This window comes from Paracoccus sp. IB05 (genome assembly GCF_016405985.1).
Lineage (GTDB): Bacteria > Pseudomonadota > Alphaproteobacteria > Rhodobacterales > Rhodobacteraceae > Pseudogemmobacter.
This window is the reverse complement of sequence record NZ_JAEFCF010000010.1, coordinates 87,895-107,523: the sequence shown is the minus strand read 5'-3', so window position 1 is coordinate 107,523 and position 19,629 is coordinate 87,895. Positions and strand designations below refer to the sequence as shown.

General features: G+C 65.2%; 13 protein-coding genes. 5 read left to right on the top strand and 8 right to left on the bottom strand.

All coding sequences use genetic code 11. The features are described from left to right. Position 1: 1 nt before the first annotated feature. Entirely contained in the window at positions 2–889 is an 888-nt protein-coding gene (locus tag JC607_RS09190) for a LysR family transcriptional regulator ArgP (RefSeq protein ID WP_198836631.1), read from the bottom strand. A gap of 95 nt (positions 890–984) precedes the next feature. Here JC607_RS09190 and JC607_RS09185 point away from each other — a divergent pair, with 95 nt between their 5' ends. The 3 genes from JC607_RS09185 to JC607_RS09175 all read left to right on the top strand — a co-directional run bounded on the left by JC607_RS09185 (position 985) and on the right by JC607_RS09175 (position 3,706). Then, complete coding sequence (locus JC607_RS09185; protein ID WP_198836630.1) at positions 985–1,587, top strand: LysE/ArgO family amino acid transporter; 603 nt, start codon at positions 985–987, stop codon at positions 1,585–1,587. Positions 1,588–1,608: 21 nt separating this feature from the next. Continuing rightward, positions 1,609–2,523 carry a DMT family transporter gene (locus tag JC607_RS09180; protein ID WP_233092798.1) on the top strand — a complete coding sequence of 305 codons (915 nt, stop codon included), beginning with the start codon at positions 1,609–1,611 and terminating at the stop codon, positions 2,521–2,523. Between the two features lie 133 nt (positions 2,524–2,656). Next, entirely contained in the window at positions 2,657–3,706 is a 1,050-nt protein-coding gene (locus JC607_RS09175; RefSeq protein ID WP_198836629.1) for a DUF2793 domain-containing protein, read from the top strand. Here the strand turns inward: JC607_RS09175 and JC607_RS09170 are convergent. After that, positions 3,703–4,788, bottom strand: coding sequence for a glycosyltransferase (locus tag JC607_RS09170; protein WP_198836628.1), 1,086 nt, complete (start codon positions 4,786–4,788; stop codon positions 3,703–3,705). The two genes, JC607_RS09175 and JC607_RS09170, sit on opposite strands and share 4 nt — an antisense overlap. A gap of 126 nt (positions 4,789–4,914) precedes the next feature. Here JC607_RS09170 and JC607_RS09165 point away from each other — a divergent pair, with 126 nt between their 5' ends. Continuing rightward, positions 4,915–8,232, top strand: a complete 3,318-nt coding sequence (locus tag JC607_RS09165; RefSeq protein ID WP_198836627.1) for a calcium-binding protein — start codon at positions 4,915–4,917, stop codon at positions 8,230–8,232. 41 nt (positions 8,233–8,273) lie between these two features. Here the strand turns inward: JC607_RS09165 and JC607_RS09160 are convergent, their stop codons facing one another. Beyond that, on the bottom strand, positions 8,274–8,933 hold the full coding sequence (locus JC607_RS09160; protein WP_198836626.1) for an ABC transporter ATP-binding protein: 660 nt from the start codon (positions 8,931–8,933) through the stop codon (positions 8,274–8,276). A 35-nt stretch (positions 8,934–8,968) separates the two neighbouring features. Beyond that, entirely contained in the window at positions 8,969–10,255 is a 1,287-nt protein-coding gene (locus JC607_RS09155) for a hypothetical protein (RefSeq protein ID WP_198836625.1), read from the bottom strand. Positions 10,256–11,311: 1,056 nt separating this feature from the next. Here JC607_RS09155 and JC607_RS09150 point away from each other — a divergent pair. Next, complete coding sequence (locus JC607_RS09150) at positions 11,312–12,133, top strand: ABC transporter permease (protein ID WP_198836624.1); 822 nt, start codon at positions 11,312–11,314, stop codon at positions 12,131–12,133. Positions 12,134–12,182: 49 nt separating this feature from the next. Here JC607_RS09150 and JC607_RS09145 read toward each other — a convergent pair whose 3' ends face one another. The 4 genes from JC607_RS09145 to JC607_RS09130 are packed head-to-tail and all read right to left on the bottom strand — an operon-like array spanning position 12,183 to position 19,611. Beyond that, positions 12,183–16,697: a glycosyltransferase gene (locus JC607_RS09145; RefSeq protein WP_198836623.1), complete on the bottom strand. Its 4,515-nt coding sequence runs from the start codon at positions 16,695–16,697 to the stop codon at positions 12,183–12,185. 51 nt (positions 16,698–16,748) lie between these two features. Beyond that, the gene (locus tag JC607_RS09140; RefSeq protein ID WP_198836622.1) at positions 16,749–18,002 is read right to left on the bottom strand and encodes an HAD-IIIA family hydrolase; all 1,254 of its coding nucleotides are present in this window, start codon (positions 18,000–18,002) and stop codon (positions 16,749–16,751) included. After that, positions 17,999–18,595, bottom strand: a complete 597-nt coding sequence (locus JC607_RS09135; RefSeq protein ID WP_198836621.1) for an SIS domain-containing protein — start codon at positions 18,593–18,595, stop codon at positions 17,999–18,001. Before JC607_RS09135 ends, JC607_RS09140 begins: the two co-directional genes overlap by 4 nt. Further along, a complete protein-coding gene (locus JC607_RS09130) occupies positions 18,580–19,611 on the bottom strand; it encodes a GHMP kinase (RefSeq protein WP_198836620.1) in 1,032 nt (343 codons plus the stop codon). The genes JC607_RS09135 and JC607_RS09130 overlap by 16 nt, the downstream gene beginning before the upstream one ends. Positions 19,612–19,629: the final 18 nt, after the last annotated feature.

The following is a 19,629-nucleotide window of genomic DNA, read 5'->3' as shown; positions in this document are numbered from 1 at the left end:
CTCAGGCGGCAGAGGGGGGCACGAGAATTTCGGCAGCCGCCTGTCGGATCGCGCGGGTCAGCGGCGCAAGGGCCGGGGCGACCAGACGTGGGAACTGCCAGTAAAGCGCCACGTCCAGCGCCGAATCCGCCACCACCTCCTGCAACCTGCCGGCGCTGATATGGGCGCGCGCGAGGGTTTCCGGGTTCATCGCCCAGCCCAGCCCCAGCAGCGCGGCATCAACAAAGGCCTGGCTCGCGCCGATCCGGTGGCAGGGCAGTGTCACCGGGCCGGCCATCCGCGCGGCCCAGGTCTGTTGCAGCCTGTCTTTTCCGGAATAGATCAGCGAGGGCGCGCGGGCGAGCGCCTCCGCCGTGACGCCGCCGGCAAACCAGCGCGCCATGAAGTCCGGGCTCGCGGTGGCCAGATAGCGCAGCGACCCGAGCGCCACTGTGTCACAGCCCTGCAAGGGGCCGGGATGGGATGTCACCGCCGCCATCACCTCGCCGCGTCTGAGCCAGTCCTGGCTGACATCCTGGTCGTCGATCACGAGATCAAAGAGAAAATCGCCCTCGCAGGCGCGCAGCGCCGGCAGCACCCAGGTCGCCAGGCTGTCGGCATTGACCGCGATCCTGAGCGGCGCCGGCCCGGCGGAAAGGGCCGGCAGATCCCTGGCCAATTGCCGTTCCAGCAGGCTGATCTCGTCGAAATGGCGGATCAGCCGCAGGCCTTCCGGCGTCGCCTCGCAGGGCTGGCCGCGCCGGATCAGCCGCATGCCGACCCGTTCTTCCAGCGCCCGGATACGTTGCGAGATCGCCGGGGGTGTCACGGAAAGCTCTGCCGCGGCGAGGTCAAAAGCGCCGCGCCGGTGAATGGCAGAGAGGGCGGCAAGCCAGCCGGGGTCGAGCATCGGGATAAGCCAAACTTAATCAGACAAAGAAACATTAACTGGATTTATGTCACCCGCAAGCGGTAGCGAGGCCTGGGTAACCCGGGAGGATGCAGATGTTCGAGGCGCTGTTGTCAGGCTATTTCACGGCGCTGAGCCTGATCCTCGCCATCGGGGCGCAGAATGCTTTCGTACTGCGCCAGGGGCTCCGGCGGGAATATGTCGGCCTGGTGGTGGCGATCTGTGCGATCTCGGATGCACTTCTGATCACGCTGGGCGTGGCCGGTTTCGGCGCCATGAGCCGCGCCGCGCCCTGGGCATTGCCGGTGATGAAATGGGGCGGCGTGGCCTTTCTGGTGGTTTACGGCGCACTGAGATTTCGCGCTGCGATGCAGGGCGGCGAAGCCCTGGTGCCCTCCGCGGCGGCAAAGGTCTCGCGCGGCAAGGTCGTGAGCACGGTCCTGTTGCTGACCTGGGCCAATCCGCATGTCTATCTTGATACGGTGGTGCTGCTCGGCTCGGTTTCGGCGCAGCATGACGGGCATCGCCTGGCCTTCGGGATCGCGGCGGCGGCGGGGTCTTTCAGCTTTTTCTCGGCGCTTGGCTTTGGCGCGCGCTTTCTTGCGCCGGTCTTCGCAAAGCCCCGCGCATGGGTCGTGCTGGAGATCAGCGTGGGCCTTGTGATGTGGGCCATCGCGCTCTCCCTTGCCTTTTCCTGAAAACCGGCGCAACCGGGATGGATGTGGAACAGGCAGGCCGACCGCCCGGTTGCGGGGATTATCTGGATGCTGGTTTCGGGCATTGCCATGGTTGGCGTGAACGGGGCAGTGAAATATGTCGGCACCTCGCTGCCGGCGACGCAATCGGCTTTTCTGCGCTTTGCTGTCGGGCTGGTGTTCTTCCTGCCGATGCTGTCCGCAATCCTGCGCGCGGGCTATCCGGCGCAGGTCTGGCAGCTCTTCGGGTATCGCGGGATCTTCCATGTCGGCGCGGTGATCCTGTGGTTCTATGCCATGGCGCGGATTCCTGTGGCCGAGGTTTCCGCCATCGGCTTTCTCAACCCGGTGATCGTGCTGATCGTGGGCGGGCTCTTGCTGGGCGAGGGGCTGAGCCTGCGGCGCATCCTCGTGGCGCTGGTCGCCTTTGCCGGGGCCCTGATCGTGCTGCGCCCCGGGTTGCGCGAGATTGCCCTCGGTCATTGGGCGCAGCTGGGGGCGGCGTTTCTGTTCGCGGGTGGTTATGTCATTGCGAAACGGCTGAGCGCGCTTGCCCCGGCGGGGGTCATTGTTGCGATGATGACCTATACGTCGGCGCTTGGCCTTTTGCCGCTGGCGCTGATCGACTGGCAGCCGGTGGCGCTGTGGCAGATCGCGGCGCTGGCGCTTGGGGCGGGGTTTGCGACGCTGGGGCATTATGCGATGACGCGGGCCTTTGCCGCGGCCCCGCTGGCGGTGACGCAGCCGGTCAGCTTCCTGCAGATCATCTGGGCGGCGCTGATGGGGGCGGTCTTCTTCCATGAGGGGATCGACCCGTTTGTGATCCTGGGCGGCGCGGTGATTATCGGGGCGATCAGCTTCAACATCCGCGCCGAAGCCAATGCGCGCCGGGTGATCCGGGCAGCAGATGGCGCCGGCACCAGCGGCCCCGCGACCTGAGCTGTTGCGCGCGGCGCGGATCCGGCGCGCGCCGGGCCAGGCCCTGTTAAACCCTGCCTTCATAGCCTCTGCCCCGCGGGTGCGCGACATGCCTCGCGGTTAACTGTGGCTCTGACCTCGCATGGAGGCAAATATGTCCGATACCACCGATATTCTTGGCCTGCCGCTGATCCTGCCTGCCCAGGCGCAGAAACATGTGACCCATAACGAGGCGCTGCTGGCGCTGGATGCCGTGGTGCAGCTTGCCGTGCTGGACCGCAACCGCACCACGCCTCCGGTGACGGCGACCCCTGGCGACCGGCATCTGGTGGCAGGCACTGCGACCGGGATCTGGGTCGGGCAGGAGGGGCGGATTGCGGTCCTGACCGGAACGGGCTGGCAGTTCCACGCGCCGCAGCCCGGATGGCGGGCCTGGGTGCTGGGCGAGGCGCGCGAGGCAGTTTATGACGGCCTCACCTGGAAGACCCCGAACGAGATCGAGGGTGGCTATGCCCGGCTGGGCGTCAGCACGACACCCGATGCGGTGAACCGGCTCGCGGTGGCCTCTGAGGCGGTGCTGATGACCCATCAGGGCGCGGGCGTGCAGCTCAAGCTGAACAAGGCCGCAGCGGGAGATACCGCGAGTCTCCTGTTCCAGACCGCCTGGTCGGGGCGGGCCGAGATGGGAACGGCGGGCGGCAGCGATTTCTCGGTCAAGGTCAGCGCCAATGGCGCCACCTGGTTCACCGGGGTGCAGGTGGCGGCGGCAACCGGGGTCGCCGATTTCCCGCAGGATCTGACCCGCGCCGGCTCGCAGGTCTTTGCGCGCAACAATATCCTCGGCACGGTAAGCCAATCGGGCGGTGTGCCCGCCGGCGCGGTGATCGAGCGCGGTTCGAACGCGAATGGCGAATATATCCGCTATGCAGATGGCACCCAGATCTGCTGGCGCAACGGAATTTCGACCCCGAATGTCTCGACCGCACTCGGTTCGGGGTTCACCTCGGCGGCGGTGACCTGGACCTATCCGGCTGTTTTCGTAACGGGATCGACACCGGTGGTGTCGGGCATGGCGGATGCGGTCGACTGCTGGCTTTCCCATGCGACGCCGGTGGTGACTTCGGTGTCGCTCAGGGTGCTGGCGCTGGTCTCGAAGCCCGCGCCGGTCGGGCTCAGGGCCATGGCGATCGGTCGCTGGAGCTAGATCCGGCCGAAGGCGGCCGCCGCCGCAAGCGCCGCATCCCCGATGCGCGAGCTGCGGCGGATGCCGAGCCGGCGCAAAGCAAGGATCCGCGCCGGGCCAAATTCCGGCGCGTCCAGAAAGCCGTCCAGCGTCTTGCGCGCGTCACGGGTCAGCAGGGCCTCGCGCGCCTTCAGGGCCAGGGCGTGATCCTGCATCATGCGGCCCCATTCCCCGCTCAGGAGCATCGCAAGCCGGCGTTTCCCTGCCGCCGTGCCCCGCGCGCCGCCAAGCGCATTGCCACCATGCTGACGGTAGATCACCACCGGCGTCGGGTCGAGCGCCAGGGCGCCCCCGCAGCCGGCGATCAGCTGATACAGCCACCAGTCATGCCAGCTTACCCGTTCGGGCACGCCGCTGCGCCGGACGAGATCCAGCGCGGGCGCATTCAGCATGATCGAATGGCCGGCAAAGAGGTTCTGTGCCAGCGAGGGCGCGAATCCCGGCCTTGTGCGCCCGGATTTCGACTGGCTGAGCGTATTCAGCGCTCCGTCGGCCAGCATGCTTTCCCCGGCATAGATCACCGGCAGCGGCGCATGGGGCTGCGCGCCGCCCATTTTGCGCTCTGCCGCAGCCATGCGGCGCAGCCCGCGCGCAAGCTTGCCCTTCAGCCAGACATCATCCTGATCCGCGAGCGCCGTAATGCCGGGTGCCAGGTCGGGATGACACAGCGCTGAGAGGAAATTCGCCGCCGCACCGCGCCCTGGCCCCTCGACCAGGCTGACGGGATGTCTTTTGCCGAATGCGTCAAGGATCTCGCGGGTCCGGTCGGTCGATCCGTCATCCGAAACAAAGAGCGACCAGGACGGATGGCTCTGCGCGGCAATGCTGGCGAGCTGTTCGGGCAGATGGGCCTCCCCGTTACGGGTGGCCATCACGATTGTTACATGCTGGTCATTCTGACGCATTTTCACCCTGCCGGCCATGCACGCGCTTTCCTGGCTGGCGCAGCCCTTCACGTCCCGCCATCCTTTGCCGAAAGTGGCGCCACGCGCAATCACCGGCTGCGGGGCCGGGCGCGAAACCGGCCGCAGAGGGCCGGGCATATCCCGATCATTGCTTCAGGATTGCGTAAAACCGTTCGCGAATGCCGCGATCCTGCCCGATTGCGGCAAGAAGCCGGAAAGCCCGTTTGCCGCAGGATCTCACCAGGGGAATGACGGGTGTGGACCATGTTTCGGGTGGATGTTCTGGAAACCTTCACCGATGCGCCGCTGAATATGGTGTCGGGGATCGGGGATATGTTGCTGACCTCAATCGGGTCGCGGCTGATGTTATATACGACGACCCGGGCCGGAGGCGGGGTGCTCGGCTTCGAGATCGGCTCTGGCGGGATGCGTCTGGTAAGCCAGGGGCTGGTGGCCGCGCGCGGGCGCCTTTCGGCACCGCCGACGCTGGATCTTTACCAGTTGGGGACGAGCCAGCATCTGATCTTCTCGGGCGTCGAAGAGGGCACGCTGGTTTCGTTCCGGCTGAATGCGGATGGCACATTGCGCAATACCGCGCGCCCCGATGGCGGGCCGTCGGGGATCATTTCGGCCCAGGCGCTGATGGCCTTTGGCGGCCAGACCTGGCTTTATGCCGCAACGACCGACAGCGGTCTGGTCTCGGTCTATTCGGTGGCCACCACCAACGGGGTCATGAGCCTGACCGGCACGCTGCGGCTGGGGCCGGACCAGGCGGGGATCAATATCTCGGGGATGACCGGCTTTAACATCGGGGCTGCGCAATTTGTGGCGGTCAGCTCGCTCCAGGGCGACCGGATCGATATTTTACGGCTGACAACCGGCGGGCTGCCTTTCGTGGCCAGCAGCATCGGGGCATCAATGGGGCTGGGGATCAATGACCCCACGGCGCTCAGATATTTCGAAGCGCATGGCACCTCTTATCTGGCGGTCGCCTCGGGCAGCAGCTCTTCGATCACGCTTCTGGCGCTGTCAGCCAGCGGCGCAATGAGCGTGGCGGATCAGCTGATTGATACGCTGGACACGCGGTTTCGCGGCGTCACCACGCTGGAGGTGATCACAATCAATGGCCGTGGCTTTCTGGTCGCCGGTGGCAGCGACGGGGGTCTGCATGTCTTCGAGGTCCTGCCCGGCGGCCGCTTTGTCATCGCCGCGACCGTGTTGCAGGGGCCGGGACTGGCGCTGCACAATATCACTTCGCTGGCGGTCCAGCCCGGGACTGACGGGTTCTGGGTCTATGTCGCGGGCGAGGGCACCGGCATCACCCGGCTTTTCGTCGCGACAGGCGCATTGCCGGCCGCGATGACCGGCAGCGCAGGCGCAGATACAATGGCCGGAGGCGCAGGTCATGATCTGATCCAGGGCGGGGCCGGAAATGATATCCTTTATGGCGGAGCGGGCGATGATATCGTTATGGATGGCCCGGGCAGTGACCGGATGTATGGCGGCGCGGGGGCGGATCTTTTCGTGCTCTCGTCGGATGGGGTGGTGGATTACATCCATGACTTCCAGCCCGGCATTGACCGTCTCGACCTCAGCGCCTGGGGGCGATTCTATTCGCTCCGTGATCTGATCATCATTCCGACCGCGAATGGCGCGATCATCCGTTATGCGTCGGAAGAGCTGGTGATCTATTCCGCCAATGGCCTGCCTTTATCCGTGGCCGGTTTCGCGACCTCAGGGATATTTGATCTCTGGCATGCCGATTACAGCATCTCACGGCCGGGAAGCGCGATTGCGGGCACGCCGCGCTCCGATTATCTGATGGGCACGGCGGGCGATGACCTGTTCCTCGCCAGCGAAGGCATGGATACATTGCTCGGTGGCGACGGGTTCGACCGGGTGGATTTCTCGGCGCTGCTGGCGGCGGTCCGGGTTGACCTTCTGTTGCAGCGCGGCACCGGAGGGCCGGTGACCGGCCAGTTCTACGGCATGATAGAGGCGCTGACCGGCACGGCCTGGGGCGATCACCTGGCCGGCGCGAATGTCGGCAATATGCTCGAAGGGGGCGCCGGCAATGATACATTGCTGGGGCGTGGGGGCAATGACACGCTTTACGGCGGCGATGGGGATGATCTGCTCAGCGGCGGGGCGGGAGCGGATCATTTCTACGGCGGACCGGGGAATGACACGGTCTTTTACTGGGATCTGACAGGCGGGATCCGGGTGGATATGGCCAATCCGCTGAACGGCACCGGCGAGGCGCGGGGCGATACATTCGAAGAGATCGGGCATGTCGCCGGCACTTTGTTCAATGATTACCTGCTCGGCGACAGGGGCAATAATGCGCTGAGCGGCCTGGCCGGCAATGACACGCTGCAGGGGCGCGAGGGCGATGATACGCTGAATGGCGGCGATGGCGATGACCTGCTGAATGGCGGGCCGGGGGCGGATTATTTCATCGGCGGCAATGGCTATGATCTGGTCTATTACTGGGATTGCCCCATCGGCCTGCGCATCGACATGATCTACCCCCAGCTTGGCACCGGTGATGCCCTGGGCGACCGTTTCAACACGATCCAAAGCGTGGCGGGCACATTGTTCCATGATCACATCGCAGGCGATAATGCGAATAATTCGATCCTGGGCATGGCGGGGAATGACACGCTCTATGGGCGCGGCGGCAATGATACGCTGAGCGGCGGCGACGGCGATGACATGCTGAATGGCGGGCCGGGGGCGGATTCCTTTATCGGCGGCAATGGTTATGACCTGGTGTTCTACTGGGATTCGCCGGTGGGGCTTGCCATTGACATGGTGCTCTCGCATCTGAGCAGCGGCGACGCCTTTGGTGACACCTTTACCGGCATCGAAGCGGTGGCAGGCACGCTTTACGGCGACCGGATCACCGGCAATATGCAGCCAAACTGCCTCATGGGCATGGGCGGCAATGACACGCTGATCGGGCGCAGTGGCAATGACACGCTGAATGGCGGTGACGGCAATGATACGCTGAGCGGCGGGCTCGGGGCCGATCTGCTGATCGGGGGCGCGGGGATCGACCTTGCCGTCTACTGGAACGCACTGACGCCGGTGGTGGTCGATATGATGAACCCCGCTGCAGGCACCGGCGAGGCTGCGGGGGACAACTTCCGGGAGGTTGAGAACCTGGCGGGAAGCCAGTTCTCTGACCGGCTCTCTGGCGACAATCTTGCCAATAGCATTCTTGGCATGGCGGGGAATGACACGATCTATGGCCGCGGCGGTGATGACACGCTGATCGGCGGGGATGGCAATGATGTGCTTTCCGGTGGCGCGGGTAATGACGTGCTTTATGGCGGCGCGGGACGCGATACTTTCGTCTTCGAAGCCGGGCGCGATCTGGTCAGGGATTTCACCCATGGCGAGGACCGCCTCCAGATCCAGACGGTGATTGGCGGCGTCGCTCTGACCACCACTTCGCTGCGGGCTGCCATGGCCGGCGAGGCCAATGCGGTGCGGATCAGCTTTGCCGACGGCCATCAGCTGATTGTCTTCGGTATCACCGATCCTGATCTGCTGATGCAGTCGGTGCAGCTGATCTGAGGCCGCCGCAGGGGGCAGAGGAAGTGTCGCAGGCCGAGGGCTCAGGTGGTGCCCATATTCCGGTTATGGGCGGTAATCGCTTCTTCGATATCCTCGAAATAGCTCAGCACGCCATCTTCCAGCACGATCGCGGCATTGCAGAGCTGCCGGATCACCGCCACCGAATGGTTCACCACGATCGAGCCGGAATTGTGCATCCGTTCAAGGAAAAGATCGTTCGATTTCTTGCGGAACGAGACATCGCCGACCGCCGTGACCTCATCGACCAGATAGGTGTCGAACGAGATCCCCATCGAGACCCCGAAGGCCAGCCGCGACACCATCCCCGAGGAATAGGTGCGGATCGGCAGGTTGAAATGCTTGCCCAGCTCGGCGAAATCGGCGGTAAAGGCCACCAGCTCGTCGCTGTCGACACCGTAAAGCCGCGCCACATAGCGGGTGTTCTGCGCGCCCGAGAGGTCGGGGTGAAAGCTGCCGGCAAAGCCCACCGGCCAGGACACCGATCCGGTGATGCGGATTTCGCCCGAGCTGGGCGACTGCGTGCCCGCGATCATCTTCAGCAGCGTCGATTTTCCGGCGCCGTTCCTGCCCAGCAGCGCGACCGAAGTGCGTGAGGGAATCGTCAGGCTGACATTGTTCGCGACCGTCTTGCTCACCCCTTCCAGGGTGAATGTCTTGGTCAGGTTGATGAACTGGATCATTGCGCCTGCAGCCCTTCTCTGCCCATCGCGTCGTTTCAGCGCCGGTCGCGCAGCGAATAGAACACCAGCACCAGCACCCCCCAGAGCATGATCAGGAAGACTGCTACAGTCGCGAGCTTCTTTTCACGTTCGGGAAAGCGTGAGGTCTCGGCCCGGGTCGGCAGCACATGCGCCGCCAGATAGCGGGACTGGCGCGTTGCCTGGACGCGGGCGGCCTCATAGGCGGCGCGGGCGGCGGTATGGCTTGCCTCGGCGAATTCGCGGTCGACGGTCAGCCGTTCATATTCCGCCACGACATCGGCCATGCTTTCGCCGTTCTCGCCGCCGATAGCGCCGATTTTGGAACGCTCGGCCGCGATGCGGTCACGGATCACCGTGATGCGGCGATCAAGCACTTTCACCCTGGGATCGCTTTCCGGGGTCGTGCCGGAAAGCAGGTCGTAATCGATCAGCGACTGGGCCAGTTCCTGTTCCAGCGCGTTGAGGATGGTGGACTGGCTTTGCAGATCCAGCGTCGGATCCACGATCTGATACTTGTTGCGAAAGGCGGTCATCTCCTGCCGCGCGACCACCAGCTTTTCGCGGGTTTCCTCCATCTCCTTGCGCGAATAGGCGACGGCATCTTCATTGGCGATCTCGTTCAGCCGGTTGATCATCACCCCGGATTTTTCATAGATCGCCTGGGCGATATGCTGCGCATCATCGGGGTCGAAGGCCAGAACCCTGATTTCCATCAGCCGGGTCGAGCTGTCGTAATAGACGCTGACCATCCGCTTCCAGTAGTCGAGAAGGTCCTCGATACTGCCGCTCGGGTCATAGGTATACCAGGGGTCGCCCGAGGGTTTCGACCAGATCCCGACCAGGTTGATCTCGTTCTGGATTTCGGCCACCACCTGCTGGCTGAAGATGTAATTATAGATGATATCGGTGTCGGGGGTCGATCCGGTGCTGGTAAAGCTTGAGATTCCGGCAAGAAGACCGAGCGTCGAGCCTCCATCTTCGCGATGCACGGAAAACCCCAGCATCGAGGAATACTGGTCGGCGGCGCGGGCCCAGAGATACCAGGCGGCGACCAGAACCGGCAGCAGCACCAGCAGGACGAAAGAGCCCATCAGCGCGATATGGCGCCGGCGCAACCGGCTGCGCGATGCGGTCGGAAGCGCATTGAATACCGGGCCGCTGGGGCGGATCGGCTGGGCCGGAGCAACCGCCGGCATGCGCGGCGGCAGGACGGCCGGGGCGGGGGGGATGCGGGCGGGCACCACGACATTGGCCGCAGCGGCCGGTGCCGGCGCCGGCGCCGTTGGCTGGGGCCGGACCACGGCCAGCTGAGGCTGAGCTGCGGCAGGGGCCGCTCCTGGAGCGACAGCCGCTGCGGCGGGTGATGCTCCTGCGGCAGGTCGCGCCGCTGACGGCGTCGCGGCAGGCTGAGCTTGCGGCGCTGTGGGCGCGGGCTGCGCGGCAGCGGGAGGCACGGCAACAGGAGGCACGGCAACGGGGCGGGGCGCCGCGTTGGCTTGCCCGGCAACACCTGCGGCAGGCGTTGCGGCCTGAGCAGGTGGCGCCACTGCCGGCCGGGCCTGTCCCGGTGCGGCAGGTGCGGCTGCGGCAGGTGCTGGTGCTGGTGCGGCAGGTGCGGGTTGAGGCGCAGGCGCCACTGGTGCTGCGGCCTGTGGCGCTGGGGGCCGTGGCGCAGGGGAAGTTGGGGCAACCGCAGCTGCGGCGGCGGGAGGGACTGCGGCGACAGGTGCTGCAGGGGCGGGCGGTATCACCGGACTGGCCACCGGCCGTACAGCCGGGGCGGGCACTGGTGTCGCCTGGGGCGCGCGCACGGGGGGGGCGGCTCCTGGAGGTACAGCCACCGAAGGGGCGGCGACCGGCGGAGAAGGCCTGCGCGCGGCGGGGCCCGGCGGGGGTGGCACAGGGGGCCGCTCCTGGTTCAACGGCGCCTGAAGCGGCGGCGCGGCCGGGAACTGGCCGTGCACAGGGGCATTAGCGGCAGTTGTGGCGGAAGGATTCGGGCTGGCCGCCGCGCCGGGTGCGGGAGCGGCCGGAGCCGGTCTGTCGGATGGTGTCAATTGATCCTGACCTGCGCCTGAGTTTGCGGTAGCCTGTCGCCGGACTATAGGCCTATCGCAGATGGATTACCAGAATATGTGCCCTGGCGCTGCCGCGAATGCGCTTGCCGCCGCCGGTTGCCCGGTGTTATTTTCAAAAGACAGGCCGCGCTGTGGGTGGGGCTTCGGGGCAGCGCCCTGGTTTTTCGCCCTGGCCAGCGCCGCCGGCCCTGCCAGAGGGGTCCGGTCATACGGATCCTGACCGCTCCGGAAAACGGGGGCATGCGGCCCGCCATCCTGTCAGATGCGAGATCAATCCGAATGACGGCGCGTTTTTCCCAGCCTCAGAAACCTGCTCCCTCCAGCACGAAGACGCGCAGCTTTGCGAGTTTCCGCGCCATAGCGGCACTGATGCTGCGCGAGATGTCGACCACCTATGGCCGCACGCCCGGCGGCTATATCTGGGCCATTCTCGAACCGGTGGCCGGGATCGCGATCCTGACCTTCACCTTCTCGTTCCTGTTCCACAGCCCCGCCATCGGCACCAGTTTTGAATTGTTCTACGCCACGGGCCTGCTGCCTTTCCTGATGGCGACCACGCTGACCAACAAGATCGGCAATTCGCTTTTGTTCTCGAAACCCTTGCTGGCCTATCCGGCGGTGACGTTCGTGGATGCGATCGTGGCGCGGTTTCTCGTGAATTTCTCGGTCGAAATTCTGGTCTTCTACATCGTTATGGCAACGATCATCACATTCTATGACACGCGCGCCGTGGTCGACATTGCCCAAATCGCCGAAGCCATAGCGCTGGCGGCGCTGTTCGGCCTGTCGCTTGGCACGCTGAACGCCTTTCTGTTCATGCGGTTCCACCTCTGGCATGTGATCTGGGCGCTGATTTCGCGGCCTTTGTTCATGATCTCGGGCGTCTTCTTCATCTTCAATTCGCTGCCACTGGCCTTGCGCGAATATCTCTGGTTCAACCCCTATGTGCATATCGTTGGCATCATGCGGTCGGGCTTTTACCCGACCTATGACGCGAGCTATGCCTCGCCGCTTTATGTCGTGCTGGTGTCACTGGCGCTGGGGGTCACCGGGCTTTTGCTGTTGCGCAAGGATGTGAAGCGGCTTTTGTACGAACGCTGATCCCGCCTGAGCCGGGGCCGGGGCCAGCGGAGGCCCCGGCGGCAATCGTTCAGCCCAAAACCGCCAGGGTCAGGCCCGGGAAGCCGGTAAGGCTCGCATCGGCCTGCCAGCGCGGTCGCAACCCGAGGCTCTCCATAAGCGCCGCATGACGGATATGGGCGGGCGCACGGGCGCCTGCATCGGCGACCGCCAGGCCCGAGAGGCTGTCATGCAGCGTCCAGACCCCATTGCGGATGGCGAGGACCGGCGGCAGGAAGCAGATCACGGTGCCATTTTCCAGCGCGCCCTGGGCTTTTGCCTGGCGCAGGGCCTCGGCGGTGTTCTGGTCGTTAAAGGCGTCCAGAACCAGGCAGGCCACCCCCGAGAAGAGCTTCGGCGCCTGGCCCTCATGCTGGCCAAGCTGGATCATGCGCGGCGCGGGCCCGGGTGCTGCGCTCAGGCTGGTGCCATGCGGCAGCCACAGAAGGCAGTCGCTGACCTTGCCCTGGGCGCCGCTGGCCTTCAGCGCCGCGCGGGCCAGTTCAGCCGGGTTGCGCAGCGCGGCGGGCGTGCCCGCCGGCATGTGATGCGCCGGAACGTCGCCGTCATCACTGACGCCTGCCGGCAAGAGCGGCAGCTGCGCCATGCCGGCGGCGTCGAGGATCTCGGCCACGATACGGTAGCCGGCCTCGCGCGAGGTGGTTTTCGCCACAAAACGCAGCCCGTTCAGCGCCAGCCGCTGCCAGAGCGCGGCATCGGAGTAAAGCCGCTGCACGGCCGCCGCCATGTCCTCGGGACTGTCGGCGATCAGCACATTCTCGCCATCGGTCAGGGCCATGCCTTCGGCGCCGACCGAGGTGGTCACCACCGGCAGACCATGTGCCATCGCGGTCACGATCTTGCCCTTGAGCCCCGCGCCGTAGCGCAGCGGCACCAGCATGACCCGCGCCGATCCGAGCACCGGGTCAAGGTCTTCGACAAAGCCCTCGATCCGCAGATGGTCCGAGGCCAGCGCCTTCATCTCTTCGGTCGGGTGCGAGCCGATGGCGCGGAACTTCACCCCCGCCATCTTCGCCCCCATCAGGGGCGCCACATCCTTCGCGTAATGCAGCACGGCATCGACATTGGGGTAATGGCGATATCCACCAAGGAAGACGATATCCTGACGCTTCGCAAAGGCTTTACCGGCGCCCCGCGGCTCATAGACCCAGGGGAAGACCACGACCTTTGCCGCGGGCAGCAGGTCAGCCAGCAGCTCTTTTTCGTAATGCGAGTGGACGATATTCACATCCGCCGCCTCGATGATCGATAGCTCGACGCGTTTGGTGGTCTCGGACGAGATCCGGCCCTCGGCGATATTGGGATTGTCGACCTGTTTCGCCCGTTCCTCGCGCAGGAAATGCAGGTCGGAATTGTGGAAGATCACCTTCGCCGACGGGGCGAGGCGCTGCACCGTCTCCAGATGATCGCTGGCGGTATTGACGCGGAACAGCACCACCGCGTCATAGCTGTCGCCGGTCTGGGTCAGGTGATCCTCGACCGAGCGCGCAAAGGGATAAAGCACCGATTCAATGCCATGCGCGCCGAGAAGTTCGGAATAATCCGGGATGAAGGTAAAGTTCGAACAGGGGATGAAGCTGATCTTATAGCCCAGATCGCGCAATCCCAGCATCAGTTCGAGCGCGGTGATGGAACCCGCATCCTTATCGGTTTCCGGGGTGATCTGGTCGATCACCAGCACGCGGCCAATGCGGCCCCGATCCGCCGCACGGTCCGGGTCGACACCATTCTCGCCCTGATGTGGCAGCACATGTGACCAGCGGTGTTTCAGCTTTTCGGCATTGATGACCTGGTAGGCCTTGACGCCTTTGGTCGTGTCGGTGCCCGAGGTCACGCCCTCGTAATGCACCACGCGCGACAGCGGCTGATACATCACGCTCAGTCCCATCGCCCGCAGGCGGAAGGCCATATCGCTGTCTTCGCCATAAGCCGGGGTGAATTCCGGATCAAAGCCACCGATCGCATCTGCCAAAGCGCGGGGCAGCAGGATCGCGGCGCCCGAACAGTAATCCGCCTGGCGGGCATATTGGTATTTCGGCGCCTCGGGGTCTTGCAGCCGCCCCCAATTCCAGCCCGAAAAGTCATCCCAGATGAGGCCGCCGGCCTCCTGCAGCCGCCCGTCCGGATAGATCAGCTGCGCGCCCGCCATGCCGGTGCCGGGATGCATTTCGAAGGTGTCGACCAGCGCCGAAAGCCAGCGCGGCGTCACTTCGGTATCGTTGTTCAGATAGCAGACATAGGTCCTGGTGGCCTTTGCCAGGCCGGCATTGCACGACCCGATAAAGCCACGGTTTTCCGGGTTGCGCAGATAGGTGATGTCGTCGCGCGCCGAGAGCATGATCTCGGTCATGTCCGACGAACAGTCATCGACCACGATCACCTCATAGTCGATGTCCTGGGTGTTCAGGCGGATCGAATCGAGGCAGCGCAGCGTATATTCGATCTGGTTATAGACCGGGATGATCACCGAGACCGAGCGATTCGGCAGATCCACCGGTGCGCCGGTAGAGGCGCGGGCGAGCGCGAGGGTGCGCGGCGAGACCTGGCGCAGCAGCAGCTGGGTCTGCGTCGTCAGGGCCGGTGATTTCGGCGGCACCAGCTGCAATTGCTGGCCATAGCGGTTGATGATCGCCAGCCGGAGCCGGTTCTTCGTCTTTCGCGGGATGGGCAATGCCCGGAACAGCGGGAAGGCCAGGCGTTTGAACCGCCGCACCAGGCGGCTTTTCAGCCGCGCATTGTGCAGTGCGCCCTGGTAATCACGATGCAGCCCGGCGATCTCGCGGTTCAGCCGGTCGATCTCTGCACCACCTGCGGCGCGGTCTTCGTGGATCAGCTGATTGAGCCGCGCCTCCTCGGCGGAAAACGCCTCGCGGTCGAGGCGGCGCGCGGTTTCCGCTTCGTCGAGAAAGGCGTTGCGTTCGGCCAGCGCCGCCCGTGCGGCGGTGAATGCCGCGTTCTCTGCTTGCAGCTTCGCAAGCGCTGCGGCTTCATCCTCGGCCTGAGCGCGCAGCTGGGCGATCTGGCTGTCGCGGGCGGCAAGCTGATCGTCAACCTCCTGACGGACCCTTGCGCTTTCGTCACGGGCCAGTGCCTGTTCTTCGGCCACGCGCCGGTCGCCATCTTCCGCAAGTCGGGTGAACTCGGCCTGTGCGCGGAGGCGTTCCTCGGCGACAAGGGTCTCCAGGCGGGCGATTTCTCCCGCAGAGCGGGTCAGGGCGGCTGCCTCGCGCTGCGTGGCCTCCTGCTCCAGCCGGCGGAATTCCAGGGTCGCGCGCTCTCGCTCGGAACTGATCAGCTGTTCCAGCCGCGCCTGTTCCGATCCGGCGATGCGACGTTCATCTTCCAGCCGGTTTTGCAGATTGGCGACCACAAGACGCGAGGCCTCGCGCGCCGATGTCTCGCGGGTTTCGGCCTCGGCGCGCAGACGGGTGAATTCGGCGCCTGCCTGCGCGCGTTCCGCGTTGATCAGCTGGTTCAGCCGGTCGATCTCGGTTCCGGCGCGGCTGCGCTCCTCCACGAGCCTCGCCTCCTGCGTGCTGGCCTGATCTTGCAGGGCCTGCCGCAGCGAGCCTGCCTCATGCGCAAGGCCAATCGCTTCGAAGAGGCGGGCGATATTGCGCCCGGCCCGGTCCTCGCCGCGGTCGATGCTTTCCAGCAGCTGGGCCACTTCCGGCGCGACGGCCTTGCCGGGCGCCAGCACGCCAAGGCCGTTGCCGAAGGGGAAATTGCACGAGGGGCCGAGGGTGCGGATCTCTTCCCAAAGCTGCCAGACCCCGAAATCATCGCTGGTGACGGCGGTGTCATGGAACATCACCACCCCGCCCGGCGCCAGTTTCGGCAGCCAGGAGGTGAAATCCTCGCGCACGGCCTCATAAGTATGCAGCCCGTCGATATGCAGAAGGTCGATGCTGCCATCGGCAAAGCCCGGCAGCGCCTCGGCGAAGGTCGAGCGCAAGAGCGTCAGCGAGGGGCCAAAGCCCGCCGCGCGCCGCATCAGATCGGGCAGGATCGCATCGCCGTCATAATGGCCGGCATGGTCGTCGCCGCCCCAGGTGTCGATGCCGATCAGCCGCCCGGATTGCCCCAGATCGCGCATCGAGCCCGCCATCGACAACAGCGAATCCCCCTTATGGACCCCAAGTTCCACCACGAGGCGCGGCTCCAGCAGCGAGATCAGCGCGCGGGCAAAGGGGAAATGCGCGTGCCAGCTCATCACTTCGGTCGCGTGATCGCGCCCCGCCTTCAGCGCCTCGGTCAGCAGGTGATCGACCAGGCCTGCGGCGATGGGCGCAGAAAATGTCTGGCGGGGCGCCGGACCCGCCAGCTTGCTCCGCCGCGCGGCAGGCAGGCGCGGCGCTTTCGCCGGGGCGGCTGGTTTCGCCTGGGCCGCTGTGGCAGGTGACGCGCCTTCGGGTGACGCGACTGCGCCAGAGGCTGCAACCACATCCTGCTGCGCCGTGTCAGACCGCAATTTCTTTGCCGCCTTGCGGTCGGATTTCTTCCTCGTCTCGGCGGGTTTCGTCATCTGGGTATCGCTTCTGCTGTTCGCATCGGGTGTTCGCATCGGGGCGAGCCCTCACGGGCGGGCGGCGTTCAAAATGTCTTGTAGCAGATCCACAAGCCGCCCCCCGTTATAGAGGCCGGAGCGGATGCCGGCAGCCTGCGCCGCCTGGAGATCGCTTTGCCGGTCTCCTATCAGGAGAGAGCGGCTCAGGTCGATATCCATGTCCCTTGCGGCGCGCAGGATCATGCCTGGATTGGGCTTGCGGTCAGGGTGATCGGCGTGGCGCAGCGCGTCGATCTGCGCCTCGGGGTGAAAGGGGCAGTGGTAGAAAGCGTCGATCCAGCCGCCCTCGCGGCGCAATGCGGCATTCAGGGCCGCGTGGAAAGCATTCATATCGGCTTCGGTATAAAGCCCCCGCCCGATCCCGGCCTGGTTGGTGACGACCACGGTCTGAAAGCCGTTGGCGCGGGCGAGTGCCACGGCCGCGGCGGCGCCTTCGGTCAGGGTGAGGTCTTCGATGCGGTGGGTATAGCCGGAATCGCGGTTCAGAACCCCGTCGCGGTCAAAGAACACCGCCGGACGGCGGGTTGCGGCCGGAAGGGCAATCTGCGCCTCGGCATAGGTTTCGGGCAGGCCGATATCGATGAAGAACCCGTCTTGCGGCACGGCATGCAGCAGACCCTCAGCGGCCAGCGCCGGGTAGATTTCCTGCTCGATGGAACAGGGCAGCGCAGTGATACGATCAAGCACCGCAGCCGGCAGCACGGTCAGGCCGGCATTGATCTGGCCAGGCCCCGTGACACCCTTTTCGCGAAAGCCGGTGACACGCCCGGTTGCATCGGCCTCGACCCGCCCGAAGCGGGCGGTGTCGGGCACCGCGCGGGTGGTCATCACGGCATGACCGGCGGGCAGAGCTTCGGCGCGGGCGGCAACCCGGATCGGATCGCAGCCGAAGAAACTGTCGCCATTCACCAGGAAAAACCGCGGGTCCAGCTGGCCTCTGAGCAGCGTCAGCGCGCCGCCGGTGCCAAGCGGTTCGGCCTCGCGGCTTTCGCGCAAGGTGACGGGGCGGCCGGTCGGGCCATGCCAGCGGCCCGAGGCCTCGCCCTCGCGGATGAATCCCTCGAAACTGCCGGCGAGATAGCCGGTTGAGAGGATGATCTCTTCGACGCCTGCGCGGGCGAGCCAAGTCACCAGCGTGTCGAGAAAGGGCCGGCCCGCGACCGGCAACAGCGGCTTTGGCGTGCATTTCGTCAGCGCGCCCAGCCTGGTGCCAAGGCCGCCGACCAGCAGAACCGCCTGCCTGACGGCCGGGCTTGCTGTCATGCCAGCTTGCCGAACATCCGCGCCTCAACCAGGGCACATAGCAGGTGATAGGTCACCAGATGGCATTCCTGGATGCGCGGCGTCACCGGCGAGGGCGCGACGAGGAGATGATCGCAAAGCCCCGCCATCTTGCCGCCGGTGCCGCCGGTCATGCCGACCACCGTGATGCCGCGTTCCTTCGCGGCCTCGATGGCCTTGAGGATGTTCGGGGAATTGCCGGAGGTCGAGAGTACGGTCAGCACATCGCCTGTCTGGCCAAGCGCCTCGATCTGGCGGGAAAACACCCGCTCATAGCCGTAATCATTGCCGATCGCAGTCATGATCGAGGTATCGGTCGACAGCGCGATCGCCGCGAGGCCGGGCCGGTCGAAATGGAACCGCGAGACGAATTCCCCCGCGATATGCTGCGCATCCCCGGCAGAGCCGCCATTCCCCGCGAATAAGAGCTTGCTGCCCGCCCTGAGCCGTCCGGTGTAGAGATCGGCCACCGCCGCCGCCGCTTCGCGGTAAGCGCGGTCGTCATACAGGGCGGCAATGGTCTGACGCGAAGCGTTGAACTCGGCCTCGATGAAATCCTCTATCGCACGGTCCATGCCTGTGCCCCTTCACTGGTAAATGTGCAATTGAACACCGTGCCGTCATGGCTTTTCAGCGCGCGCAATACGGTGGGTTTGCGCTCGGGCGGGACCGAGATCATGATGAACCCGCCGCCGCCTGCGCCTGAAATCTTGCCGCCATGCGCGCCGGCCGCCATCGCGGCATCAAGCACCGCTTCGATCCCCTCGTTGGAGATCGTGGAGGCCATGTCACGCTTCGCGCTCCAGCCCTGGCGCATTACCTCGCCAAAAGCGGGGAAATCGCCAAGCAGCAGCGCCTCTTTCATCTGGCGTGCCTGGTCTTTCAGCCGGTGCATCGCGTCGATGGATTTGGTGGCGCCGGATTTCACATTGCGGACCTGTTCATCGATGATCTGCGCCGATGCGCGCGAGCGGCCCGAGAAATAAAGGATCAGCCCCGCCTCGAGTTCAGACACAATCGAGCGGCGCAGGCGCAGCGGGTTGATGATCACCCGGTCATCGGCGTAAAATTCCATCAGGTTGAAGCCGCCAAAAGTGGCCGCATACTGATCCTGTTTGCCGCCGGCGAGGCCGAGATCCTGGCGCTCGATCACGAAGGCCAGATGCGCGATTTCATATTCGCCCAAAGGCAGCCGCAGGAATTCAGCCAGCGCCGTGATCACCGCGACAACCATGGTGGACGAAGACCCGAGGCCAGAGCCCGGCGGTACATCGGCATGGGTCTGGATGGTGCAGGCAAAGGGCTGGCCCTTGCAGTAATCCGCCACGATGCGGTTATAGCATTGCGCGATCAGCGCGAGCTCGTGATCGACCGGCAGGACGGGGGTCGCGGCATGGGTAAACACCGCCTCGATATCCAGCGCCTCGAACGAGACCTGTCCGTCATCGCGGCTTGCCACAGTGCAATAGGCATGCAGCGAAACAGTGGCATTCAGCACCATGCCGCCGAAATCATCGGAATAGGGGGCAACATCGGTGCCCCCACCCGCCAGACCCAGCCGCAGCGGCGCCTTCGCGCGGACCTTGATCATCTGCCCCTCCCTCGTGAT